Source organism: Nocardia violaceofusca NBRC 14427, assembly GCF_963869435.1.
Lineage (GTDB): Bacteria > Actinomycetota > Actinomycetes > Mycobacteriales > Mycobacteriaceae > Nocardia > Nocardia aobensis.
On sequence record NZ_CAWMPM010000012.1, the window covers coordinates 156,444 to 179,180 of the forward strand.

The window sequence follows — 22,737 nt, forward strand, 5'->3', positions numbered from 1 at the left end:
CCGCACCCGACCTGAGAGAATGTTCGCTGGCCGCCGGCGGACCGCGATCGCCGGCGCGAGGAGCTGTGACGAAGAGATGGAGTTGCGCGTGGGCACGTCCGAGTCCGATCGTGGCACCGCCACCGAGACGACGGTGCTGATCACGGTCACCGGACCCGATAAACCGGGCGTGACCTCGGTGCTGCTGGCGGCGCTGTCCCGGCACGGCGTGAGCCTGCTGGACGTGGAGCAGGTCGTGATCCGGGGCCGGCTGACCCTCGGTGTGCTGGTGACGAGTCCGGGCGATCCGGAGGACCTGCAGGATCAGCTCGAGGACGCGATGGCGACGGTCGGCATGCAGGTCGATGTCGAGATCGGCGCCAACTCGGTCTCCGGGGCGCCGCTGTCCACGCACGCGGTGGTGGTGCTCGGCAGCCCGGTGACCGCTCGCGCGTTCAGCACGATCGCCCGCACGCTGGCCGCGCAGGAGGTCAACATCGACTCCATCCGCGGCATCGCCGACTACCCGGTGACCGGCCTCGAATTGATGGTCACCGCACCGGCGACCGAGGACCCGCTGGCCGAGACCCGCCTGCGCACGGCGCTGGCCGAGGTCGCCGCGAAGGAGAAGGTCGATGTCGCCGTCGAGCGTGCGGGGCTGGCCCGGCGGGCCAAGCGGCTCATCGTCTTCGACGTCGACTCCACCCTCATCCAGGGCGAGGTGATCGAGATGCTCGCCGCGCACGCCGGTGTCGAGGAGGAGGTCCGCAAGGTCACCGAGGCCGCGATGCGCGGGGAGATCGACTTCGCCGAATCGCTGCGCCAGCGCGTCGCCACCCTCACCGGGCTGGACGAGACGGTGATCGATCAGGTCGCCGAGCGGATCGAACTGACCCCCGGCGCGCGGACCACCATTCGCACCCTGCGCCGGCTCGGATTCCGCTGCGGTGTGGTCTCGGGCGGATTCCGGCAGGTCATCGAACCGCTGGCGCACGAGCTGGAATTGGATTTCGTGCACGCCAACACCCTCGAGGTGGTCGACGGCAAGCTCACCGGTCAGGTCATCGGCGAGATCGTCGACCGGCCCGGAAAGGCGGTGGCGCTGCGGCGTTTCGCGGCCGAGGCCGGTGTGCCGATGGAACAGACCGTCGCGGTCGGCGACGGCGCCAACGACATCGACATGCTCAACGCGGCCGGCCTGGGTATCGCCTTCCAGGCCAAGCCCGCACTGCGAGAGGTCGCCGACACCGCGCTGTCGCACCCGTTCCTGGACGCGGTGTTGTTCATCCTCGGTGTCACCCGCGACGAGGTCGAGGCCGCGGACGCCCGCGACGGTCTGCTGCGCCGGGTGCCGCTGAGCTGATGACCGAACCCGAGCTCGACGCGCCCGGCCCCGGCGCCGCACCGCCGCTCGTGCTGGATTCCGGTTTCCGCGCCCGGCATGCGGAGCTGGCGCTCGGCTACGGTGGCGGCGGCGATCCGGACGATCCCGCGCAGGTGCAGGCGATGCAGATGGTCCTGCACATTCCGAAAGCCGAACCGCCGCTGCGCAGTGCGGTGCTGGAGGCGGCCGCGGCTGCGGCCGTCGCGCTGTGCCTGGATCCACGCGTCGGCCCGGGCGGGGAGTGGGAGCCGCGCTATCTCGCGTGGAAGCGGTCGCGGATCCGGAAGGTGGCGCGGCGAGCTCGGGGTGCGCAGTGGATCTCGGCCGGAGATGTCGAGGGCATCACGATCGACGTGGACGGCGCCCAGGCCCGCGCCCTGGTGCCGGGCCCGGTGGGCGAGGTCGACCCGCGCATCCGCAAACTGCAGATCGGCGGCACCGACCTCGAACACGACGAACCCGGCCCACCGGACCCGGGATCGCCTGTGCTGTGGGTGAATTCGGCTCTCGGGATGACCGTCGGCAAGGCGGCGGCGCAGGTCGGTCACGCGAGCATGTTGCTGGCCGGTGCGCTGCCGGTGGAACAGGCCTTCGCCTGGGCGCAGCGCGGATTCCGCTGCGCGGTCCGTGACGCGGAGCCGGATCACTGGGCCCGGCTGTGCGCCCGGGTGAACGCCGGCGCCGGGCCGGAGACGATCGCCGCGGTCCGGGATGCCGGATTCACCGAAGTGGCGCCGGGTTCGATGACGGTGATCGCGGTGGCACCGTAGGGTGCTCAAACGTGCGGAATCTCACTGCGGCAATGGCCGATTCGGATCGTGAGGGAGCGGGAGGCCGACTATGACGGATAGCGTGCACACCGACCACGTTGGCAACGGATCGAGCGCGTCGGCAAAGATGGAGCTCGTGCCGCAACCGGATCCCGATCTGCTCATCGACTTCAACGAGGTGACCGTCCGGCGGTCGGGCCACACGCTGGTGGGTCCCGTCACCTGGCAGGTGGAGCTCGACGAACGCTGGGTCGTGCTCGGCCCCAACGGCGCCGGGAAGACGTCGCTGCTGCGGATGGCCGCCGCCGAGCTGTATCCGACCTCGGGGTCGGCCACGCTGCTGGGCGAGGTGCTCGGCAAGACCGACATCAGCGAACTGCGCCCGCGCATCGGTCTGTCGTCGGCCGCGGTGGCCAGCCGGATCCCGGTGGACGAGAAGGTGTCGGATCTGGTGGTGTCGGCGGGGTACGCCGTGATGGGCCGCTGGCGCGAGCGCTACGACGAGGTCGACACCGACCGCGCCGTCGACATCCTGGAAAGCCTGGGCGCCGAACACCTTTCCGACCGGGCCTACGGAACCCTGTCCGAGGGTGAACGCAAACGCGTCCTCATCGCCCGCGCCCTGATGACCGATCCCGAACTGCTGCTGCTCGACGAACCGGCGGCCGGCCTGGATCTGGGTGGCCGCGAGGAACTGGTCGAGCAACTGGGCGATCTGGCCGCCGACCCGGATGCTCCGGCGACCGTGCTGGTCACCCATCACGTCGAGGAGATTCCGCCCGGTTTCACCCACGCGCTGCTGCTCAACGAGGGCGATGTGATCGCGCAGGGCCTGCTCTCGGATGTGCTGACCGCGGAGAATCTCAGCGAGGCCTTCCGCCAGTCCATCGCCCTCGATCGCATCGACGGACGGTATTTCGCGAGGCGCTCGCAACGCTTCGGCCGCCACCGCGCCTGAACCCCGATCGCGCGGCGGGCGCCGGTGCCGCTTTCGCCACACCTGCTGCCGATCGGTACCGAGCGCGCGTTATGGTGCGATTGTGAGTGAATCTGTTGCGGAAACCCCGGCCGAACCACCGGCGCCGAAGGACGCTTCGACCGTAGTGCTCGTGCGTGACGGCGCATCCGGTCCGGAGGTTTTCCTGCAACGACGGGTCAAGGCGATGGCCTTCGCGGCCGGCATGACGGTCTTTCCCGGCGGTGGTGTCGACCCCTCCGACGCCGATGCGGAAATCGGCTGGGCCGGGCCGGACCCGACCTGGTGGGGGCAGCGTTTCGGGGTCGACCGCGCTCGCGCGCAGGCGCTGGTGTGTGCCGCGGTCCGGGAGACCTTCGAGGAATGCGGTGTGCTGCTGGCGGGCCCGACCGCCGACACCGTCGTCTCCGACACCGTCGCCTACCGCAGTGCCCGGGAGAAGCTCGAGCGCCGCGAACTGTCGTTCGGCGATTTCCTGGCGAACGAGAATCTGATCCTGCGCGCGGATCTGCTGCGCCCGTGGGACAACTGGATCACCCCGGTGGTGGAACCGCGCCGCTACGACACCTACTTCTTCGTCGCGGTCCTGCCCGAGGGGCAGCGCGCCGACGGCGCCACCACCGAGGCGCACGACGTCGCGTGGCGGACCCCGGCGCAGGCGCTGGATCGCTGGCGGGCCGGCGAGGACGTCCTGCTGCCGCCGACCTGGACGCAGCTGAGCTCGATCGCCGAATTCGCCTCCACGGCAGAGATTCTCGCGGCCGACCGCGCGATCAGCCCGATCATGCCGATCTTCGAACCGGTCGACGGTCAGCCGATGCTGCAGTTCCCGAACAACACCCGCTATTTCGCCGATATGCCGGACGCGTCGCGGCTGCAGGGCTCGAAGCGAGACTGAGCCGGCGCGAACATCCCGACGTACGGTGCGTCCCGCCGCGCACAGTAGGCTCGCCGCCGTGGCCGAATTCGTGACCGTGGACCGTGTCGAGGCGGGAATCGCCGTACTGCGTTTCGCGCGGCCGCCGCTGAATCTCATCGATCTGCAGCTGGCGCTGGAACTCGCGGCGGCCGCCGACGCCCTCGCGGCGGACGACGAGGTGCGGGCCGTGATCGTCTACGGCGACGAGCGAATCTTCAGCGCGGGCGACGACGTCGACGAACTCGCGCGCTGGACGCCCGGGCAGGCCGGCGCCGTGGCCGCGGATCTGCAGCAGGCGCTGGGTTGTCTGGCCCGGATTCCGCAGCCGACGATCGCCGCGATCACCGGGTACGCGGTCGGTGCGGGACTCGAGTTCGCTCTGGGCGCCGACCGCCGGTTGATCGGTGACAACGTGAAACTGGGCTTGCCGCAGATCCGGGCGGGCCTGATCCCGGTGGCGGGCATCCGTCGGCTGGGGCTGCTCGTGGGCCCGGGCCCGGCCAAGGATCTGGTGTACACCGGCCGCTATGTCGATGCCGAGGAGGCGGCGGCGATCGGGCTGGTCGACGAGGTGGTCGCCCCCGACGACGTCTTCGGTGCGGCGCTGCGGTGGGCGCGGCAGTTCACCAGCGGTCCGGCCCGCGCGCTGGCCGCCGCGAAACGGGTCTTCGAGGCCGGTCCGCACGGCCTCGACCGCGCCCGCGCCGAGTGGGCGGAGCTGTTCGAAACAGAAGACCGCAGCGTAGGAACACGTTCTTATTCGGCGTCCGGTCCGGGCGCCGCGAAATTCCTGGGCCGCTGACCCACTCCGCATGATCACTCGATACGCTGTGCGACCATGACCGCACGTCTTGACGACCCCGCGCCGAACCCGCACGCCACCGAGGCCGAGGTCCAGGCCGCGCTCACCGACAACAAGCTTGCGCAGGTCCTCTACCACGATTGGGAGGCGGAGACCTACGACGACAAATGGTCCATCTCCTACGACGAGCGGTGCATCGAGTACGCGCGCGGTCGCTTCGACGCCGTCGCCCCGAATGCGCCGCTGCCGTACGAGCGAGCCCTCGAACTCGGTTGCGGCACCGGCTTCTTCCTGTTGAATCTGATGCAGGCCGGAGTGGCGAAAACCGGTTCGGTGACCGACCTGTCGCCGGGCATGGTCAAGGTGGCCACCCGCAACGCGCAGAACCTGGGGCTGGATGTCGACGGCCGCGTCGCCGACGCCGAGACCATCCCCTACGAGGACGACACCTTCGATCTGGTCGTGGGACATGCTGTGCTGCATCACATTCCGGACGTGGAGCAGGCGCTGCGGGAATGCCTGCGGGTGCTGAAGCCGGGCGGCCGCTTCGTCTTCGCCGGTGAGCCGACCACCATCGGCAACTTCTACGCCCGCAAACTGGGCCAGATCACCTGGAAGGTCACCACCGAGGTGACCAAGCTGCCGTTCCTGTCCGACTGGCGGCGACCGCAGGCCGAACTGGACGAGTCGTCGCGGGCCGCGGCCCTGGAGGCCGTCGTCGACCTGCACACCTTCGATCCCTCCGAACTCGAGGAGATCGCCCGCAGCGCGGGCGCCGTGCAGGTGCACGCCGAGACCGAGGAATTCGCCGCCGCGCTGTGGGGCTGGCCGGTGCGCACCTTCGAGGCCGCGGTGCCGGAGGAGAAGCTGACCTGGCGCTACCGGATGGCCCAGTACAAGGCGTGGCTCGGTCTGAGCAAGCTCGACGAGAAGGTGCTGCGCCACGTGGTGCCGCGCCAGTTCTTCTACAACGCCATGATCACCGGCGTGAAGCCGGGTGCCGCCGGAAAGTAGTGGGCGGCAGGCTGTTTCGCACCGGCCGGGGCCGCGCTGATGGGATATTCGTTCACCTCGCGAGACGTCGACTATCTGGACAGCGCGGCCGGCCGGGACGCGCTGTCCGCGGTCGGAGAACACGCGCTGACTCCCGCGACGATGCTGCGGGATCTGGATACTCTGCGGCGTGACTACGGCGACCGCACCGCCGCACTGGTGGAGACCGTGCGGCTGCGCCGGCGCGCGGCGGCCAAACTCGACGACGCGGCCGGGTGGCTGTTCACCGACGACGCCCTGCAACAGGCGACGCCGAGTCTCGTGGCGCGGCATCGGGCCCGGCGGCTGGCGGGGCGTCCCGTGCACGACGTCACGTGCTCGGTCGGCGCGGAACTGGCCGCGCTGCGGCGCGAATGCCCGGCGGTGCTGGGCAGCGATCTGGACCGGGTGCGGCTGGCGATGGCCGCGCACAATCTGGCCGACGCGCCGAATGTCGCTCTGCTGCAGGCCGATGCGCTGCGGCCGTGCAGTTCCGGCACCGTGGTGATCGCCGATCCGGCGCGGCGCGAGGGAGGCCGACGTACCCACGATCCGGATCGGCTGCAACCACCGTTACAGCGGCTGCTGGCCGTCCATCGTGACCGGCATCTGGTCGTGAAATGCGCTCCCGGACTGGATTTCGACCGTTTCGCGCTGCGCCGGCCGGATACGCAACCCCTCCCCGCGCGAACGGACCGGACGGCGGCCGACGGCTACGCGGGGCTCTCCTGGGACGGTGAGGTCGAGGTGGTCTCCCTCGACGGCGCCGTGCGCGAAGCCTGCCTGTGGTCGCGCGGTCTCACCGAAGCCGGGGTGACCAGGCGGGCGACGGTATTGCGTAGCGACGGTTCGTCGTGGTCGCTGACCGATGCCGAGCCCGACGACCTTCCCGAACGGGAGCCCGGAACCTGGCTCGTCGACCCGGACGGCGCGGTGGTCCGGGCCGGTCTGGTCCGCCATTACGCCGCGAGATACGGCCTGTGGCAACTGGATCCGCGCATCGCCTACCTCACCGGCGACATCGTGCCGCCGGGGGTGCGCGGGTTTCGTGTCCTGGATCGGCTGGAATTCCGGGAGAAGGCGCTGCGCGCCGAATTGCACCGCCGCGACTGCGGTCCGCTCGAGATCCTGATCCGCGGCGTCGACGTCGACCCCGATGCGCTGCGCCGCCGGATCAAACCGCGGGGCGACACTCCGCACACCGTGGTGATCACCCGGATCGGCCGGACCGCAACGGCATTCGTCTGCGAAACCCCGCCGGCCCGGTGAGCGGGGAGATCAGCGGTCCGGTGTGAAGGCGAACAGTTCGCCGATCCGGGTGCCGACCACGACCTGACCGTCGGGCCCGATCGCGGTGGACACCGTCGTGCCCTGCGCACCCGGCAGCGGGGCGGAGGCGATCGTCTTACCCGACTTCGTGTCGAAGGTCAGCAGGTGCAGCGCCTCGCCCATCGGCACCACCACGTAGCCGGTGTCGCCGGCGGTCTGCACCGGGCGGCCGCGCAGCGTGAGATCCTTGCGCTCCCAGGCGATATCGACGCGGTCGCCGGTGTCGCGCAACGCCATCAGATGTCCGTCGTCGCCGGCCGGAATCAGCAGGCCGTCGAGCAGGGAGATGCCGCCGCGCGGAGCGAAGCCCAGCGGCTGCGTCCACTTCGTGTGGCCGTCGGCGGTGTCGACGGCGAGCAGCCGTCCGCTGTTGTCACCCACGTACAGCGTCTTCCCGTCCGCCGACAGCGCCGGGCTCGTGGCGCTGCCGTCGGTGAGGATGTCGACGCTCCAGTCCTGGGTGACCTTCTTGTCGGCGTAGTGCAGCGCCACCAGGGACGCCGCAGGGGCGCCCGTGCGCCAGGCGGTCAGATAAAAGCGGCCCGAATTCGGGTCGAGCGCAGACACGTTCGCCACCGCGCACTGCGGACCGCCGACGGCGCAGTCGTCGATGCCCTGCCCGTCCGGCGGGCGCGTGACATTCGGGTGGGCGAGGAAGTCGGGGTCGCCCAGCACCTGATAGGTCGACACCTCGCGGTCGCCGGTCTGGCGGTCAAGGACGTCGACCTGACCGGATTGCGACACCGACAACACGGTGCCGTCGTGGGTGAACTGCACCGAGACCGGAACGCCGGCAACGGGAGTGCGCCAGCGCGGTTGCCCCAGCGGGTTGAACGAGAACACCGCGCCGTCGTCACCCACGTACACATTGCTCGCCCCGTCGACTGCCGAGGCCGCCGCGACGGCATCCGGTCCCAGCGCATTGCAGAAACGCTTGCGCCCGGTGGGCATCTGGAAGGAGAAGATCATGCCGGTGGTCCCCGGCTTGCCGACACAGTCGGTGGTGGTGCGGGAGGTGACGAACAGCTGGCCGTCCGGGCCGATCGTGGTCGCGTTCGCCAGCGGGCCGCCGATCGGCCGCGACCAGCTCAGACTCAGATGGCGGGCGCCGGTGACCGAACTCGCGCCGCTGTTGCGGGCGTCGTGGAACGCCGACTGCCAGCCCTTGCCGGAGCCGACCTTGATGTCGTCGACGGTGCTGCTGCCGCATCCGGTCAGCATCAGTAGGCCCAGGGTGCCCACCGCCGCGATCACGCGCCTCGGGGCGCCTCCCCGAATCACCGAGTGGCGCAAGATCGTCGGGTGGTGTCCGCCGCGGTCGTGCTCGCTGCGCTCGGGTCGCCGGCTGCCGCTTCGCACCTGCTGGACTCCCATCTGTTCGTAACGGGCCTGCACGAGACTAGAACATTCACCGCCGTGACAGCGTGCTGGGTGAGAATGCGACCGGCCCCCCGGCCGCCGGGGAGTGGCGGCGACCCGATTTCCCGGGGCGCAAGCGCGCGTCCGCGGTGCGAAAGTACGCTGGTACCTCGATCAGGTGACCACCGAGGTAACCGTCGCCCGAGGAAAGGGAGCTGGCCCGTGACGAGCATGTGGGGCGCACCGTTGCGTTCGCGTTGGCGGGGTTCGCGCCGCCGGGATCCGGAGCAGGCGCGCTTTCTGACCGTGGCGTCGCTGCGCTGGGTGCTCGCCAATCGGGCGTACACGCCGTGGTACCTGGTGCGGTACTACCGGCTGTTCAAATTCCGGCTGGCGAATCCGCATATCGTGCTGCGCGGCATGGTCTTCCTGGGCCGCAATGTGGAGATCCACGCCACCCCGGAGCTCGGCCGCATGGAGATCGGCAAATGGGTGCACATCGGCGACGGCAACGCGCTGCGCTGCCACGAGGGTTCGCTGCGCATCGGCGACAAGGTGGTTTTCGGTAAGGACAACGTCGTCAACACCTATCTCGATATCGAGATCGGCGAGTCGACCCTGGTCGCGGACTGGTGCTACATCTGCGACTTCGACCATCGGATGGACGATGTGACGATGCCGATCAAGGATCAGGGCATCGTGAAGAGTCCGGTCCGCATCGGCCCCGACACCTGGATCGCGGCCAAGGTGACCGTGCTGCGCGAGACCCGGGTGGGCCGCGGCTGCGTGCTCGGCGCCCATGCCGTGGTGAAGGGTGAGATCCCCGACTTCAGTATCGCCGTCGGCGCTCCGGCCCGGGTGGTCAAGAACCGCAAGAAGGCCTGGGACGACGCCGCCGAGGAGCGGGCCCGGCATGCCGCCGCCCTGGCCGATATCGAACGCAAGAAGGCTGGAGTCGGCGCCGGATCGGACTGATCCGGCGAACCTGCGGCGCGGTCGTACTCGAAGCCCTAACGACTCGGCAGCGTGCGGGGCAGGCCGAACCACGGCAACACGGTGCTCTCGAATCGGGCCAGGGCGCTGATGCTCTCACCGGCGAGCGACAGTACGTACAGTCCGGTCCCGTGACTGCTGCCGTCCGTGCCGCGCAGGTAGGCGCCGAACGCCGGTTGGCCGTTGGCCCGCGTCGGAACCAGGTCGAATCGCCGCCCGGCGGCGAAGATGTCGGCGCAGAAGCGCCCGGCGACCGCACGCCCCACGTATTCGAACGGGATCGGCGGCATCGAGATGAAGACGTCGTCGGTCAGCAGTCGCACGAGCGCGTCCACATCGGCCGATTCCCACGCGTGCGCGAATCTCGCCACGATGGCCTCCTCGTCCGCCGATCCCGGGGCCGGTGATCGGCCGGTCGGGCGGCGGCGCTCGAGTGCCGCGCGGGCCCGGGCGAGGGCACTGTTGACCGAGTCGGCGGTGGTGTCGAGCATCCGGGCGGTCTCGGTCGCGCGGAATCCGAGGACATCGCGCAGCACGAGGACGGCGACCTGCCGCGGCGGCAGCAGTTGCAGTGCCGTCAGGAATGCCAGCGAGACGGACTCGCGCTGCTCGTAGCGTGCCTCCGGGCCGGGAGGCGCCTGCTCGAGCAGTGCGTCGGGGCAGGGCTGCAACCACACGACCTCGCCGAGCCGGGAAGGCTCCGGTGGTTCCACATCGGGCACGTCCCACTCCTTCGCCCGGCGCCGGCCCGCGGCCCGGCGCGCGTTCAGGCACCGGTTGGTGGCGATCCGATACAGCCACGTGCGCAACGAGGAGCGCTCCTGAAATGCGCCGATGCCCTGCCACGCGGCCAGAAGCGTGTCCTGCAGGGCGTCCTCGGCATCCTGGAACGAGCCGAGCATCCGATAGCAGTGCACCTGTAACTCAGCCCGGTACGGCCCGGTCAAGGCCCGAAACGCCGCACCGTCCCCGGCGCGCGCCGCGGCCATCAGGTCGCCCGTCGCCACCACGTCACCCTCTTCGTCTGTCATGACACACCTCCACCGAATATGGACACCGCGGCGGCGGTGAAAGTGTCGGTCCGGACGCGACCATTTCCGCCGATGCGGCGGTGTCTGTCTCTGTGGCAGTTCGCCACCTACGAGAGGAGCACCGCCATGGGAAAGATTGTCGTCTTCGAGAATGTGTCGCTCGATGGAGTGACCCAGGATCCGACGGGTGAGGAGGGTTTCAGCACCGCGGATTGGCGTGCGGCGCTGTCGCCGGAAGACCGCGCGGAATGGGCCCGGCTGATTCACGAGGATGTGCTGGACGCGCAGGCACTGCTGTTGGGCAGGCGCAGTTACGAATACTTCGCCGCCCGGTATCCGCGGCGCACCGGCGCGACCGCGGACCGGATGAACGGTATGCCGAAATACGTTGTGTCCGCGGCGCTGTCGGATCCCGAGTGGAACAACACGACCGTGCTGCGGGGCGACCTCACCGAGCAGGTGTCGAAGTTGAGGTATCTGCTCGACGGTGAGATCCGGGTCTACGCGAGCACCGAACTGGTCCATGCCCTCCTGGCGAGTGGCCTGGTCGACGAGCTGCGATTGGCCGTGTTCCCGGTGGTGGTGGGCGCCGGCAGTCGCCTCTTCGAGCACGGGGACGACGCGCTGCCGGTGACACCGCGGCCCCTGCGTCTCACCGGTATCCGGACGGTGGGCGCGGGGCTGGCCCACCTCACCTACGCCGTCGCGCGAGCCTCGTCCGCGGAGTCGAATCGAGGGCTTCGGTGTCGGTGGCGCCGGGTAGCCTTCCGCTCATGAACCGGTATGCGGCCTGGTTGCGGGGAATCATGCCCAGCAACCCGAATATGCGCAACGAGAAGGTGCGGGCGGTCTTCGAGGGACTCGGCTACGAGGGCGTCGGGTCGGTGCTGGCGAGCGGGAACATCGTCTTCGGCAGCACCGAAACCGATATCACCGCAATGGAATCGCGTATTCAGGCGGCGTTGCAGGCCGAGCTGGGCATCGCCGGCGGCACCATCATCCGCAGCCGCGAGGAAGTGCAGAAACTGGTCGATTCGGATCCCTTTCCCGGCCTCACGCACTGCCGCGGCACCTACCTCACCGCGACGTTCGTGAAGGACCGCGCGGGCTCCGCGCCGCCTGAACTCCCCGGCGACCTGGCGTCGGCCGTGCGGATCGTGCGCTTCGACGAACCGGCGCGGGCCCTGCTGGCGGTCATCGACAACTCCGTCGCCGGGACTCCCAATCACATGGCGTGGCTGGAGACCGTCTACGGCAAGGACATCACTACCCGCACCTGGCTCACCGTCCAAAAAGTGCTCGCCAAGCTGTAGTTTTTCCTTCCTGAGCTCTTGACTGGAGAAAAATCAGGAGGAAACTAGGTGATACACCGGAACACCGGAAATCACCACGTAGTCGGACGAGACGTCGAACGACTCACGAGATGGTTTCCAGGATCTGGCCAGGCCCCCGGCAAGCCAGTCGAATATCCAGAACAATCAGCGACGACTGAAGTTCAGGTATCGATGGAGACTACCGGGGACTGCTCTGTCCGGGGGTCTTCGGCCGAATGTCTTTCACCCGAGAGTCATTGCCGCGCGGACCTGTTCGGGATCGAGCGCGCTGCCCGGCAGGGGGTGGGCGGCCTCGGCGCGTAAGCCGTCGAGCAGGACCGTCAGATGCCGGCGCCACGCCTCGGGTGCGACGTCGCGCACGCCGTCGGTCGCCCGCACCACCGACCACAGCAGCAGACCGAGATCGGTTTCGGTGATGTCGCTACGCAGCCGCCCGGCCTCCTGCGCCCGGGCCACCAGTTGCCGGAACAGGGTGTGGCCCTGACGTTTCGCCACCTCGATCGGACTGTCGGCGGGCAGCGAGTACACGCAGATATCGGTGAAGCCGCGATCGTTCGCCTGCCACTGCGCCAGCTTCGTCAGATGGTCGACCAGGCCCGTCCAGGGGTCGTGCGCTCGCAGTGCCTCCTCCGCGCTGCGGCCCGACTCCACGACCAACTCGAGGAGCGCGTCGTCGATCAGTGCTTCGCGGGTGGGGAAGTGGTTGTAGAGCGTGCCGATGCTGACTCCGGCGTCGCGCGCGATCTGATTCAGCGAGGCGTCGAGGCCCTCGGCCGTGAACCGCCGCCGGGCCGCCGCGGCGATCTTGTCCCGATTGTCCCGGGCGTCACGACGCCGCGGTCGCGCGCCGGCGGTCGTATCCCCGGTGCTCGCCACCTTCTCGGCCATGGCCTCACCCTAACAACTTGAAAACCCACTCGACTTGACCTTAACTTGAGAGGGCATTCAAATTGAGTGCCCTCTCAAGTTATGGAGGTTGGGTCATGCCACATCTGGCAGTGTTCGGTGCCGGTCCCGCGCTCGGATTGTCGGCAGCGCTGCGTTTCGGGCGTGCGGGCTATTCGGTGACGGTGATCGCGCGCAACCCCGAGACGCTCGAAAGGTTGCGGGCGCGGCTCTCGGCCGAGGAGATAGAGGTGGATGTGCTGCTCGCCGACCTCGCCGACGACGCCCGGGTCGACCACGCACTCGCCGAACTGCAGGCGGCGCACGGGCTTCCGGACGTGGTGATCTACAGCCCGGGTGATGTGAGCCGGCTACCGGTGGATGCGTTGTCGCTGGACGCGGACACCTTGCGCAGCTGGTTGCCGATCAACCTGACCACGCCGGTGCGCATCATGCACGCGCTGGTGCCCGCGATGGCGGCCTGCGGCTCCGGCGCCGTCCTCATCGCTCAGGGGGGATCGGTGCGCGCACCGCAGGCGGCGCTGGCCAGTTCGAGCGTGCCGCAGTCGGCCCTGCTCAACTATCTGCACTCGATCGACCAGCAGGTGCGTACGAGCGGCGTGCGGGTGGGCGCTCTGCTCATCAGCCGCCTCATCGAAAACAGTGCGGCACAACAGCTGTTCGATGCCGGCCGCTTCGCCACGGTGGAACCCGACGACATTCGGCGCGTACATCCCGATGCCCTCGCCGAGGACCTGTTCACCATGGCCACCACCGACGCGGAAGTCGAGCGGGCGGCCTGAGACTCCGACGCCGCGCGTTCCGGCCCGCATCGTTGTCGCGGGCCGGAAGGTGGAACTTCGGTGGGAATGACGCTAAGCCGCTTGCCGGTTCTCGGGAACCGTCTTCGCCCGCGGCTTGTCGCTCTCGTCGAAGCCCGGGCGGCCCGTGCCGATGAACGCCACCAGCCAGGACAGGACCGCGACGAAGCGGTTGCGGAAGCCGACCAGGTAGAACAGGTGGACGGCGAGCCAGGTGGCCCAGGCGATGGTGCCGGTGAACTTGACGCGGTCGTTGATCTTGGTGACCGCGCTGAACCGGCTGATCACCGCCATCGAGCCCTTGTCCCAGTACACGAACGGGGTGCCGGGCTGCTTCTTGCGACGGATGATGTCGGCGACGTGGCGGCCTTCCTGCATGGCCGTCGGCGACTGGCCCGGATAGCCGTTCAGCGAGGTCATATCGCCGATGGCGTAGATATCGGCGTGCCCGCCCACCGTGCAGTCCGGGTTGATGAGAAGCCGTCCGGCGCGGTCGGTTTCGCAGCCGGTGACCTCGGCCAGCAGCGTGGCGAATCCGCCGGCCGCCACACCCGCCGACCACACCACGGTCTCGGCGCCGATACCGCGCTCGACACCGTCCTTGGTCTTCACGGTCACCTTGCCGGCCTCGATATCGGTGACGAAGGTGTCCAGCAGGACCTCGACGCCGTTGCGGCTCAACGATGTGCGCGCGTACTCCGACAGGCTGCCGCCGAACGGTGGCAGCACCGCGCCGGCGCCCTCGACCAGGGTTACCGAGATCTCCTGGTGGTAGTGGCGTTTCGCGAGCTCCTTGAGCTGGCCGGCGACCTCGACGCCGGTCGGGCCCGCGCCGACGACCACGAAGCTCAGCAGCCGTTCACGAGTTTCCGGATCGGCCTTCGCCGCCTCGGCGAACACGCGCTCGATCTGCGCCCGCAGCAGCGTGGCATCGTCGATGGTCTTGAGCGAGAACGTCTTCTCCGCGAAATCGTCGCGGCCGAAATACGATTGGGTGGCCCCGGTGGCCGCGATCAGCGAGCCGTAGCGAATCTTGCGCGGGCCCTGCTCGGTGTCGTAGGTGAGTACGGCGGCATCGGCGTCGATATCGACGACCTTGCCCAGCCGTACATCCGAGCCCTTGTGCCTGCGCAGGATCTGCGCGATCGGCGGGGCGATATCGGCGGACGGGAGCACACCCGTCGCTACCTGATAGAGCAGCGGCTGGAACAGGTGTTCCGGCGTCGCCGAGATGAGTACGTAATTGATTCCCGATTTGCTGAGCTGCTTCGCGGCGGCGAGCCCGCCGAACCCCGAACCCACGATGACCACATCGGTGGTTTCGATTCCCGCATCCACGTGTTGCATGACAGCCTCCTTCTGTCATGAGTAAACGCGATTCATAGGCTGGATGTTTCGGGGGTCAGGGCGCATAATATTGATGACTCTTATCTAGATCATTCATGAATGGAGATCTTGATGGAACTGCGTCAGCTCACCTACTTCGTCGCGGTGTGCGAGGAGTTGAGCTTCAGTCGCGCCGCCGTGCGCTGCTTCATATCGCAATCGGCTATCAGTCATCAAATCGCGCGGCTCGAACATGATCTTGGTGTTCAGCTCTTCGAACGCTCCACGCGCTCCGTTGTTCCGACTGAGGCAACTATTCGGCTACTTCCCCTTGCGAAACAAATGCTGAGCCTCGAATCCGCTATTCGCGCAGCTGTACGCGACTCGGGGCCCCGCATTCGCCTGGCGGCGAACATGTCTTTCGCAACAAGATCGCTATCCGCGATAGCCGGAGCACGCGAAGCGCATCCGGGTGCCGAAATCGAGTTCGTCATCAAGCCTTTCCGGCAGCGCATCGCCGCGGTCGCGGATGGCGACTGTGATCTCGCTCTCATCCGAGGCAGTGTCGAACAGCCCGGTCTCACGGTCGACCAGCTGTGGGTGGAGGACCTCGTGATCGCCGCCTCCACCGCCCACCCGCTGGCCGGCCGCGGTGATGTGACATTGGCCGAGTTGGGGAAATATCCGCTGCTGCTGCCCCCGGAGGCGGAACAGGTGCTTCTGCACAACGTCGTCCGGCACGCGTTCGCCGAACTGCCGACCCGGCCCAGCTACGGTCCGCCGATTCCCCCGGATCACACCGCGACGATGGAATTGATCAACCGGCCGGACGCCTGGACCATCCTGTATGCCGACAGTGCCACCGAAGGTATCGCCACCCTGAAACTCGCGGGCCGGCCGCTGCGCATTCCGGTGTCGGCCGTGCTCCGCAGCGATATCCGGCGCTCACCGATCCTGACCACCCTGCTGGCCGCCCTGCACAGCTCCTGAAATGAACAACGCCGCACCGGAGGCCGGTGCGGCGTTGCTCGGTCGGAAACGTTCAGGATCGCGGTTCGAGCCAGTGGAACAGGAATTCCACCAGCGTGATCAGCGAGCGCAGGCAGGTGCCGCGGTCACGGGCGTCCAGCGCGGTGAGCGGGGTGCCCGGTTCCAGATCGAGCGCATCGCGGATCTCGCTGAGCGGGAAGCGATGCGCACCGTCGAACTCGTTGATGGCCACGGAATACGGCACGCCGCGTTCCTCGAGGATGGACAGCACCTCGTCCGCCTTGTCGATGCGGCGGGTGTCGACCAGCACCAGCGCACCGAGTGCGCCGTTGGCCAGCTCCTCCCACAACGGCAGGAATCGGCGCTGCCCCGGCGTACCGAACAGATACAGCGCCAGTTGCGGATTGAGCGTGATGCGCCCGAAATCCATGGCCACCGTGGTGGTCTGCTTGCCCGGGAGTCCGGCCATATCGTCGATACCGACGCTGGCCTCGGTAATGGTCTCTTCCGTGCGCAGCGGACGGATCTCCGAGACGCTGCTGACGAACGTGGTCTTACCGACGCCGAAATTGCCTGCTACCAATAGCTTCACCGAGCGCGTGACCGTTTCCGGCACATAGTCGACCGTGCGGTCGGTCACAGCGGCGGGTCGTTCGGACAGGGCAGTCGGGCGCTCAGACGGCGAGAGCGCGGAGCCCATTCAGTACCTCCTCGAGCAGGGCGACCTCCGGCACATAGTCCGCCGGGGTCGGGTTGACCAGATGGCCGCTGTCGAGCAGGTCCGATACCACGATCTTCACTACCGAGGGCGGCAGGTCGAGATATGCGGCCACCTCGGCGAGCGACAGTGCAGCGTGCCGACTACAGACGTTCAAAACCCGGCGCGCGTCCGGACTGGCACCGGGCGTCGGATCCTGTGCTGCCACAACAAGTGTCACCAGGTCGACCGAACGACTCGCACGGGTACGTCCGCCCGTGCGTACGTAGGCACGGACCAGGTCGGGATCGCGCCGGTGCTTGCTCATGCCCGATCGCTACCGGGCCTGTGGCGGGGCAGGCTGCCGAGTTCGCGGCCGACTCTGACGGCGAGTTCGTTCATCCGGTGCGCGACCATGCTGACGTCGACGTCGGGCATGGTCGAGACGCCGATCAGGGCGCCCTCACCGGCTGCGGTGATGAAGATCATGCCCTCGTCGTACTCGGTCATGTTCTGCCGCACCGTATTCGCGGGGCCACAGAATTCGCTGAGGGCCTTGCCCAGGGATCTGAGGCCCGAGGCCGCAGCGGCGAAGCGTTCGGCGTCGTCGAGGGAGATGGCGCCGACGTGGGCGATGCGCAGGCCGTCTTCGGACAGTAGTACGGCGAATCGGACGCCGGGAACGGTCAGATCCTCGAGCATCCACGACAGCTTGTTGTCGCCGTCGGTCACAGTGGTGCCGGGTGTGGCCATCAGGATGTCATCCCTTCGGAGTTGTCATGTGCGGCTGCACGTCCGCTGGTGGAACCGGTCTGCCAGGCTTCGGCGATATCGACGCGGGGCAGACCCGTATCGGTATGCGGCTGTCCGGTATCGGTGCGGGGCCCGCGGGCGGAGGCGGGCAACGCCACGCTGCGCCGCCGCCGGCGCGGCAGCCCGCCCGGCGTGATCTCGTGCACCGTGGACGACTGACCGGTCGGTGTCGGGTCCGCGGCCGGCAACGGTTCGGCCTCGGCGACCGGGGCGGCCGGCGCCGGGGCGAGGCTCACCGGGGCGGGGCTCACCGGTGCGGGGGCAGCATTGCCGCTCGCGACCGCGGCGGGTGCCGCGGCGACCTCGATCGGTGTGGAAATCGGTGGAGCTGTGACGCTTTCGAGGTTGTCGGGCCGGGCGGCCAGCAGTCCCTCGGGTACGTAGACCATCGCGCGCATACCACCGTAGATATTGGGGCCGTCGATGTACACGGTGAAGCCGTAGCGGCGGGCCAGCGCGGCGATGCCCGGGAAACCCACCCGCGGGGTCGGGCCCAGCTGATGGATGTCGACGGTGCGCTCGCCGGCGAGGACCTGGCGGGCCTCTTCCATCTGTTCGGGGTTCATCCGCACACCGGCGTCGTCGATGATCACCGTCAGGCCGTGGTGGCCCTCCTGGAAGGTGACGTCCACGAACGAGGTCGGCGGCGAGTACCGCAGCGCGTTGTCCAGCAGCGTGGCCAGCGTGTGCACCAGCGGTTCGACCGCACGGCTGATGATCACGCGGTCGAGCTGCTGCGGCCGGATCCGGGTGAAGTCGCGGACGCGGCCGATCGCGCCGCCGACGATGTCGGTCAGCGACTGCTGCGGCCAGCGGCGGCCGGGCAGACCACCGCAGACGATCACGTACGACTGCGCCTGGCGGATCATCTGCTGGACGCTGTGGTCGATGCGGATCAGCGTCTCGTAGACGTCGTCACCGCGGTGCTGGCGCAGCGCGGCGCTCACCACCTGGCCGACGTCGGCGCCCAGGCTGACCACGGAGGTACCGAACGCGCGCACCGCGGCGCTGGTCGCCTCGCGGGAGGCGTTCTCGACCTGTTCGCGGATACTGGCCTCGGTGGCGGAGATCGCCTGCTGCTTCTCGTATTCCAGCTCATGGCTGGTGCGTTCATGGGTTTCGGCGGCCACTCGGTGCAGGTCGTCGGCGTAACGCTCGGTCAGCCGCTGCAGCAGCTGGGCGAAGCGAGAACCGCCGCGGTCGATGGCGGGCAATTCGACCGTCGATTCGGCGCGGCGCACCGAGTCGGCCACCAAACCCATTGTGGTGCTCGTGAAATGTTCGAGCTCGTCCTCGTGGGCGCGCAATTCCGCCTCGGCACTGCGGGCGCGGGCGCGCTGCTGCGACGCGTAATACGCGGCATACAGAGCTCCCGCGATCGTCAGTATCAGAATTGCGGCGAGGATCCACGAAAGAGTCACGGCGGTAGCTTGATTCATCAGTTCCCTCGGTGCCGGATTTCCGGCCGCTTCGTCCTTCCCTACTCGACGACCGCGAACGACGCGGCCGGGATAACACTCAGGTCGGACGGCGGGAACGCGGCAGGCAGGATGATACTGCACCTAACCTGAATGGGACCTCGAAGCGCTTACCGGACAGGCGAATTCACCATCGACCTACCGGTGGAGGATCCCGATCGGCCCCAGCACCCGACGACAGCAAAGATAGCAGCAATTCCGGGTGGCAGCGACCGATTCGTTATCTACGGCTCGGTAGGGAATATGTTCATCGCCGGTGTTTCGGACTCGGCGGGTTCACCGGGCCTCGATTCACCTCGAAAGACGCCGCGACGGCGTGCAGTGCGGTGGCGACGGCGAGGTGTAACCGCAGGTCTTCGGGAGCGTGATCATCGACGGCCCAGGATATTTCCTCCATTGCCCGCAGAAACGCCCAGCGCCAAGCTCGTCCGGGGTCGACGCCGGTGGCCGCCGCCGTGGCGGTGACCATTCGTTTCGCGTGCTCGGCGGTCGGCAAGCGCTGAATCCGAATCATGATCAGGAAGCCGACGTCGAATGCGGCCTCGCCGAGATACGGTTTCGGATCGATCAGCAGCCACGGCTCCCGTTCGGCGGCAACGATATTGCCCAGGTGGGTATCGCGATTGACGACGACCAGCGGTTCCCGCGGCCGGGACAGTTCGTCGCAGTGAGCCGTCGCGGCGTCCAGGAGGGTGGACGGAACGGCGTGGACCAGTTCGGGTTTCGGCTGTTCGAAGCGGACCGTCCAGTCGGCGATCACGGCGGAAACGCTGGGAATGTCCGGATAGCCGTCGGGAAGCGCGACCGGAGGGCGGCGCAGATGCCGATACAAGCGGCAGGCCCGATCGACCTTGTCCGCGTGTTCCGGCAAACCTTCCAGACTGGGGAATCCGGGCTGTGCCAGCAGTGGCGTACCCGGCCGCGCCCACTCGAGCAGCAGGGCGCCGCTGCCGGGGTCGTAGTCGTACAGGCGGACCGCTCCGTCGCCGTCGTAGCAGTACAGTCCGGCCGCCTCGCCCACGTTCTCCTCGTCGACCACCGGAATCTTCAGCACCGCCACCGAATCGTCGGCGCGGCGGACGGGAGCCGCACAGGAATGGGTGCCACCGGCGAACGCGGAGCCGAGCGGCGTCAGTTGCCAGAGCGCGCACAGGGTCTCGACGCGCTCGGGAAGTTCGGCGAGCCAGGTCCGTCCGCGCGCGCCGAAGACCGTGCTCACGGTCTCGACGACCTCGGGTGGGAGCGTGATCGGCGGTCCGGTCGGAGTCGGCACCGCCTCAGCCTTGCCGAGCGCGGCGGGGGAGCGCAAGCGGATTACCGCCTGCCCGTAAGGGTTCCGGATGATGTTCCCCGGCGCGTGGCGAGGGTCGCCTCTAGGCTTGGCCCGTGGGAAACGAGCACGTGCGGGCCTCGGACGCGGACCGGGAGGAGATCGTCGAGCGATTGCGCTCGGCGATGAACGAGGGGCGATTGAATCTCGCCGAATTCGACGACCGGGTCCAGCAGGTCTATGCCGCGCGCACCTACGGGGAGTTGTCGCCGATCCTGTCGGATCTGCCGGCGGTGCGGGAGCGGCCGGGCGCCGCCGGGGCCGGGCGGGTACCGCCCTGGGTGCTGATCATGTGGACGCCGTGGGTCTTCGTCAACATCCTGTGCGTCGTGATCTGGCTGGCCACCGGCGCCGGATACTTCTGGCCGTTCTGGGTCGAGGTGCCGTGGGGGCTCGCGCTGTGCATACCGACCGTCATCGGCATCACCGTCGGCGGGAACCGGACGCCGCGTCCGCCGGACTGAATCCGTGAACGCAGACGGCTCGCCGAACCGATACCGCGAGGTACCGATTCGGCGAGCCGTACTCCCTGCAGGGGTCTCGATCAGCCCTTGTGGGTCTTGACCGCCTCGGTCAGCTGCGGCGCGACGTTGAACAGGTCGCCCACGATGCCGTAGTCGCTGATCTCGAAGATCGGCGCCTCTTCGTCCTTGTTGACGGCGACGATGGTCTTCGAGGTCTGCATGCCGGCGCGGTGCTGGATCGCGCCCGAAATGCCAAGCGCCACATACAGCTGCGGCGACACGGTCTTACCGGTCTGGCCGACCTGGAACTGGCCCGGGTAGTAGCCCGAGTCGACGGCGGCACGCGAGGCGCCGACCGCGGCACCCAGCGCGTCGGCCAACGGCTCGACGACCTTGTGGAAGTTGTCCTCGCTGCCGACGCCGCGACCACCGGAGACCACGATGGTGGCCTCGGTGAGTTCCGGACGGTCGCCACCGGCGACGGGCTCGCGGGAGGTCACCTTGGTGACGCCCTCTTCCTGAGCCGGAACCTCGACGGTCACCTTCTCGCCGGCGCCGGCCTGCGGGGCCGCCTCGATCGCGCCCGGGCGCACCGAGATCACCGGCACGTCGCCGGTGGCCTTGGCGTCCACGGTGAACGCGCCACCGAAGATCGAGTGCACGGCGGTGCCGTCGGACTTGACGTCGATGACGTCGACCAGCAGGCCCGAGCCGATGCGGGCGGCCAGGCGACCCGACACCTCCTTGCCCTCGGCGGACGCGGCGACCAGCACGGCGGCCGGCGACGCCGACTCGACCAGACCGGCCAGCACGTCGACCTTCGGGGTGACCAGGAAGCCCTCGACGTCGTCGGACTCGGCGACGTAGATCTTCTCGGCACCGGCCGAGGTCAGCGCGTCGGCCAGCTTGTCGGCGGTACCGGGCGCACCCAGCACGACCGCGGCCGGGGTGCCCAGCGTGCGGGCGGCGGTGAGGAGTTCGGTGGTGACCTTCTTGGGGGCACCTTCGGCGTGCTCGACGAGCACGAGTACTTCTGCCATGTTGCTTCTCCTGAAGTCTGTGGTGATTGCGCTCGGTGGGCTCAGATGACCTTCTGGCCGATGAGGTACTGCGCGACCTGGTTGCCGCCCTCGCCCTCGTCGACGACCTTCTCGCCCGCGGTGCGCGGCGGCTTCGGGGTGACACCGGAGACTGCGGTGCCGGCATTGCCCACGCCGACGGTCGACGGGTCGATGCCCAGGTCGGCCAGCGTGAACGTCTGCACTTCCTTCTTCTTCGCGGCCATGATGCCCTTGAAGGAGGGGAAGCGGGGTTCGTTGATCTTCTCGGTGACCGAGACGATGGCGGGCAGGTTCGCCTCGAGCTTGAACACGCCCTCGTCGGTCTCGCGCTCGCCGGAGATCTTGTCGCCGTCGACGGTCAGCTTGCGCAGGTGGGTGAGCTGCGGGATGCCCAGGTACTCGGCGATGATGGCCGGCACGGCGCCGGCGCGGCCGTCGGTGGCCTCGTTACCGGCGATGACGAGCTCGATGCCTTCGATCTGGCCCAGCGCACCGGCGAGCACCCACGCGGTCTGCACGGCGTCGGAGCCGTGGATGGCGTCGTCCTTGACGTGGATGGCCTTGTCGGCACCCATGGACAGCGCCTTGCGGATGGCCTCGGTGGCACGCTCGGGACCCATGGCGAGAACGGTGACCTCGCCGCCCTGGGCTTCCTTGATCAGCAGAGCCTCTTCGACGGCACGCTCGTTGATCTCGTCCAGGATCGCGTCGGCGGCCTCCCGGTCGAGGGTGTAGTCACCATCGCTGAGCTTGCGCTCGGACCAGGTGTCGGGAACCTGCTTGATCAGTACGACGATGTTCGGCATTGGTCTTCGTCGACCTCCTGTTCTGGTGGCACGTGAGGTGGGGTCGCACGATCGGGTGGCCGTACGTCCACATGAAAAGCTCCGTCACATCTAAAGCTCCGTCCGGGAGATTACCCTACATTAAGTTACTCACGGGTAACTTAGGGTGTGATGTTCTC

24 protein-coding genes are annotated in these 22,737 nt (G+C 68.3%); 13 read left to right on the forward strand and 11 right to left on the reverse strand.

Going from position 1 to position 22,737, the window contains the following annotated elements; translation table 11 throughout:
- Positions 1-88: 88 nt before the first annotated feature.
- From serB to AC5592_RS10595, 7 genes are all read left to right on the forward strand, one after another.
- Complete coding sequence (gene serB / locus AC5592_RS10565; RefSeq protein WP_036504167.1) at positions 89-1,342, forward strand: phosphoserine phosphatase SerB; 1,254 nt, start codon at positions 89-91, stop codon at positions 1,340-1,342.
- Positions 1,342-2,133 (forward strand): peptidyl-tRNA hydrolase, encoded by a 792-nt coding sequence (locus tag AC5592_RS10570; protein WP_063064062.1) that lies wholly within the window; start codon positions 1,342-1,344, stop codon positions 2,131-2,133. The genes serB and AC5592_RS10570 overlap by 1 nt, the downstream gene beginning before the upstream one ends.
- A 127-nt stretch (positions 2,134-2,260) precedes the next feature.
- The gene (locus tag AC5592_RS10575) at positions 2,261-3,091 is read left to right on the forward strand and encodes an ABC transporter ATP-binding protein (protein ID WP_036504070.1); all 831 of its coding nucleotides are present in this window, start codon (positions 2,261-2,263) and stop codon (positions 3,089-3,091) included.
- 82 nt (positions 3,092-3,173) lie between these two features.
- Positions 3,174-4,007, forward strand: coding sequence for an NUDIX hydrolase (locus AC5592_RS10580; RefSeq protein WP_063064063.1), 834 nt, complete (start codon positions 3,174-3,176; stop codon positions 4,005-4,007).
- A 58-nt stretch (positions 4,008-4,065) separates the two neighbouring features.
- Entirely contained in the window at positions 4,066-4,830 is a 765-nt protein-coding gene (locus tag AC5592_RS10585; RefSeq protein ID WP_063064064.1) for an enoyl-CoA hydratase-related protein, read from the forward strand.
- A gap of 36 nt (positions 4,831-4,866) precedes the next feature.
- Positions 4,867-5,844: a class I SAM-dependent methyltransferase gene (locus AC5592_RS10590; RefSeq protein WP_063064065.1), complete on the forward strand. Its 978-nt coding sequence runs from the start codon at positions 4,867-4,869 to the stop codon at positions 5,842-5,844.
- Positions 5,845-5,883: 39 nt separating this feature from the next.
- Positions 5,884-7,131: a THUMP-like domain-containing protein gene (locus tag AC5592_RS10595; protein WP_063064066.1), complete on the forward strand. Its 1,248-nt coding sequence runs from the start codon at positions 5,884-5,886 to the stop codon at positions 7,129-7,131.
- A gap of 9 nt (positions 7,132-7,140) precedes the next feature.
- On the opposite strand, the gene AC5592_RS10600 is transcribed toward AC5592_RS10595, so the two are convergent.
- Positions 7,141-8,445: an outer membrane protein assembly factor BamB family protein gene (locus AC5592_RS10600; protein ID WP_232329292.1), complete on the reverse strand. Its 1,305-nt coding sequence runs from the start codon at positions 8,443-8,445 to the stop codon at positions 7,141-7,143.
- 336 nt (positions 8,446-8,781) lie between these two features.
- Here AC5592_RS10600 and AC5592_RS10605 point away from each other — a divergent pair, with 336 nt between their 5' ends.
- Positions 8,782-9,525, forward strand: coding sequence for an acyltransferase (locus tag AC5592_RS10605; RefSeq protein WP_174372322.1), 744 nt, complete (start codon positions 8,782-8,784; stop codon positions 9,523-9,525).
- 35 nt (positions 9,526-9,560) lie between these two features.
- On the opposite strand, the gene AC5592_RS10610 is transcribed toward AC5592_RS10605, so the two are convergent.
- Positions 9,561-10,550 carry an RNA polymerase subunit sigma-70 gene (locus AC5592_RS10610; RefSeq protein WP_157121763.1) on the reverse strand — a complete coding sequence of 330 codons (990 nt, stop codon included), beginning with the start codon at positions 10,548-10,550 and terminating at the stop codon, positions 9,561-9,563.
- A 150-nt stretch (positions 10,551-10,700) separates the two neighbouring features.
- Here AC5592_RS10610 and AC5592_RS10615 point away from each other — a divergent pair, with 150 nt between their 5' ends.
- Positions 10,701-11,351, forward strand: a complete 651-nt coding sequence (locus AC5592_RS10615; protein WP_063064189.1) for a dihydrofolate reductase family protein — start codon at positions 10,701-10,703, stop codon at positions 11,349-11,351.
- Positions 11,348-11,887, forward strand: a complete 540-nt coding sequence (locus AC5592_RS10620; RefSeq protein WP_036504060.1) for a DUF1697 domain-containing protein — start codon at positions 11,348-11,350, stop codon at positions 11,885-11,887. The genes AC5592_RS10615 and AC5592_RS10620 overlap by 4 nt, the downstream gene beginning before the upstream one ends.
- 243 nt (positions 11,888-12,130) lie before the next feature.
- Here AC5592_RS10620 and AC5592_RS10625 read toward each other — a convergent pair whose 3' ends face one another.
- Positions 12,131-12,796, reverse strand: a complete 666-nt coding sequence (locus AC5592_RS10625) for a TetR/AcrR family transcriptional regulator (protein ID WP_063064068.1) — start codon at positions 12,794-12,796, stop codon at positions 12,131-12,133.
- A gap of 95 nt (positions 12,797-12,891) precedes the next feature.
- On the opposite strand from AC5592_RS10625, the gene AC5592_RS10630 reads away from it, so the two are divergent.
- Positions 12,892-13,596, forward strand: coding sequence for an SDR family NAD(P)-dependent oxidoreductase (locus AC5592_RS10630; RefSeq protein ID WP_063064069.1), 705 nt, complete (start codon positions 12,892-12,894; stop codon positions 13,594-13,596).
- Between the two features lie 72 nt (positions 13,597-13,668).
- Here AC5592_RS10630 and AC5592_RS10635 read toward each other — a convergent pair whose 3' ends face one another.
- Positions 13,669-14,961: an NAD(P)/FAD-dependent oxidoreductase gene (locus AC5592_RS10635; RefSeq protein ID WP_036504055.1), complete on the reverse strand. Its 1,293-nt coding sequence runs from the start codon at positions 14,959-14,961 to the stop codon at positions 13,669-13,671.
- 111 nt (positions 14,962-15,072) lie between these two features.
- Here AC5592_RS10635 and AC5592_RS10640 point away from each other — a divergent pair, with 111 nt between their 5' ends.
- Positions 15,073-15,930, forward strand: a complete 858-nt coding sequence (locus tag AC5592_RS10640; RefSeq protein WP_036504157.1) for a LysR family transcriptional regulator — start codon at positions 15,073-15,075, stop codon at positions 15,928-15,930.
- A 52-nt stretch (positions 15,931-15,982) separates the two neighbouring features.
- On the opposite strand, the gene AC5592_RS10645 is transcribed toward AC5592_RS10640, so the two are convergent.
- From AC5592_RS10645 to AC5592_RS10665, 5 genes are all read right to left on the reverse strand, one after another.
- Positions 15,983-16,630 (reverse strand): GTP-binding protein, encoded by a 648-nt coding sequence (locus AC5592_RS10645; protein ID WP_084506538.1) that lies wholly within the window; start codon positions 16,628-16,630, stop codon positions 15,983-15,985.
- Positions 16,605-16,955: a DUF742 domain-containing protein gene (locus AC5592_RS10650; RefSeq protein ID WP_036504052.1), complete on the reverse strand. Its 351-nt coding sequence runs from the start codon at positions 16,953-16,955 to the stop codon at positions 16,605-16,607. Before AC5592_RS10650 ends, AC5592_RS10645 begins: the two co-directional genes overlap by 26 nt.
- Positions 16,952-17,380 carry a roadblock/LC7 domain-containing protein gene (locus AC5592_RS10655; RefSeq protein WP_051024835.1) on the reverse strand — a complete coding sequence of 143 codons (429 nt, stop codon included), beginning with the start codon at positions 17,378-17,380 and terminating at the stop codon, positions 16,952-16,954. The genes AC5592_RS10650 and AC5592_RS10655 overlap by 4 nt, the downstream gene beginning before the upstream one ends.
- Entirely contained in the window at positions 17,380-18,861 is a 1,482-nt protein-coding gene (locus AC5592_RS10660; RefSeq protein ID WP_232329293.1) for an ATP-binding protein, read from the reverse strand. Before AC5592_RS10660 ends, AC5592_RS10655 begins: the two co-directional genes overlap by 1 nt.
- Before the next feature lie 304 nt (positions 18,862-19,165).
- Positions 19,166-20,191: an aminoglycoside phosphotransferase family protein gene (locus AC5592_RS10665; protein ID WP_063920287.1), complete on the reverse strand. Its 1,026-nt coding sequence runs from the start codon at positions 20,189-20,191 to the stop codon at positions 19,166-19,168.
- A 113-nt stretch (positions 20,192-20,304) separates the two neighbouring features.
- Between AC5592_RS10665 and AC5592_RS10670 the strand changes: the two genes are divergently transcribed.
- Entirely contained in the window at positions 20,305-20,712 is a 408-nt protein-coding gene (locus AC5592_RS10670; RefSeq protein WP_051024834.1) for a DUF1707 domain-containing protein, read from the forward strand.
- An 80-nt stretch (positions 20,713-20,792) separates the two neighbouring features.
- Here AC5592_RS10670 and AC5592_RS10675 read toward each other — a convergent pair whose 3' ends face one another.
- Complete coding sequence (locus AC5592_RS10675; protein ID WP_036504049.1) at positions 20,793-21,752, reverse strand: electron transfer flavoprotein subunit alpha/FixB family protein; 960 nt, start codon at positions 21,750-21,752, stop codon at positions 20,793-20,795.
- 41 nt (positions 21,753-21,793) lie between these two features.
- Positions 21,794-22,579 carry an electron transfer flavoprotein subunit beta/FixA family protein gene (locus tag AC5592_RS10680; protein WP_036504046.1) on the reverse strand — a complete coding sequence of 262 codons (786 nt, stop codon included), beginning with the start codon at positions 22,577-22,579 and terminating at the stop codon, positions 21,794-21,796.
- Between the last annotated feature and the right edge of the window lie 158 nt (positions 22,580-22,737).

What these genes read in the sequence shown, in the direction of transcription:
- AC5592_RS10625 (WP_063064068.1), bottom strand. Translation starts at nt 12,796, where the DNA reads ATGGCCGAGAAGGTGGCGAGCACCGGGGATACGACCGCCGGCGCGCGA.
- AC5592_RS10570 (WP_063064062.1), top strand. Translation starts at nt 1,342, where the DNA reads ATGACCGAACCCGAGCTCGACGCGCCCGGCCCCGGCGCCGCACCGCCG.
- AC5592_RS10675 (WP_036504049.1), bottom strand. Translation starts at nt 21,752, where the DNA reads ATGGCAGAAGTACTCGTGCTCGTCGAGCACGCCGAAGGTGCCCCCAAG.
- AC5592_RS10635 (WP_036504055.1), bottom strand. Translation starts at nt 14,961, where the DNA reads ATGCAACACGTGGATGCGGGAATCGAAACCACCGATGTGGTCATCGTG.
- AC5592_RS10655 (WP_051024835.1), bottom strand. Translation starts at nt 17,380, where the DNA reads ATGGCCACACCCGGCACCACTGTGACCGACGGCGACAACAAGCTGTCG.
- AC5592_RS10645 (WP_084506538.1), bottom strand. Translation starts at nt 16,630, where the DNA reads ATGGGCTCCGCGCTCTCGCCGTCTGAGCGCCCGACTGCCCTGTCCGAA.
- AC5592_RS10615 (WP_063064189.1), top strand. Translation starts at nt 10,701, where the DNA reads ATGGGAAAGATTGTCGTCTTCGAGAATGTGTCGCTCGATGGAGTGACC.
- AC5592_RS10575 (WP_036504070.1), top strand. Translation starts at nt 2,261, where the DNA reads ATGGAGCTCGTGCCGCAACCGGATCCCGATCTGCTCATCGACTTCAAC.
- AC5592_RS10620 (WP_036504060.1), top strand. Translation starts at nt 11,348, where the DNA reads ATGAACCGGTATGCGGCCTGGTTGCGGGGAATCATGCCCAGCAACCCG.
- AC5592_RS10680 (WP_036504046.1), bottom strand. Translation starts at nt 22,579, where the DNA reads ATGCCGAACATCGTCGTACTGATCAAGCAGGTTCCCGACACCTGGTCC.
- AC5592_RS10640 (WP_036504157.1), top strand. Translation starts at nt 15,073, where the DNA reads ATGGAACTGCGTCAGCTCACCTACTTCGTCGCGGTGTGCGAGGAGTTG.
- AC5592_RS10605 (WP_174372322.1), top strand. Translation starts at nt 8,782, where the DNA reads ATGTGGGGCGCACCGTTGCGTTCGCGTTGGCGGGGTTCGCGCCGCCGG.
- AC5592_RS10630 (WP_063064069.1), top strand. Translation starts at nt 12,892, where the DNA reads ATGCCACATCTGGCAGTGTTCGGTGCCGGTCCCGCGCTCGGATTGTCG.
- AC5592_RS10590 (WP_063064065.1), top strand. Translation starts at nt 4,867, where the DNA reads ATGACCGCACGTCTTGACGACCCCGCGCCGAACCCGCACGCCACCGAG.
- AC5592_RS10650 (WP_036504052.1), bottom strand. Translation starts at nt 16,955, where the DNA reads ATGAGCAAGCACCGGCGCGATCCCGACCTGGTCCGTGCCTACGTACGC.
- AC5592_RS10595 (WP_063064066.1), top strand. Translation starts at nt 5,884, where the DNA reads ATGGGATATTCGTTCACCTCGCGAGACGTCGACTATCTGGACAGCGCG.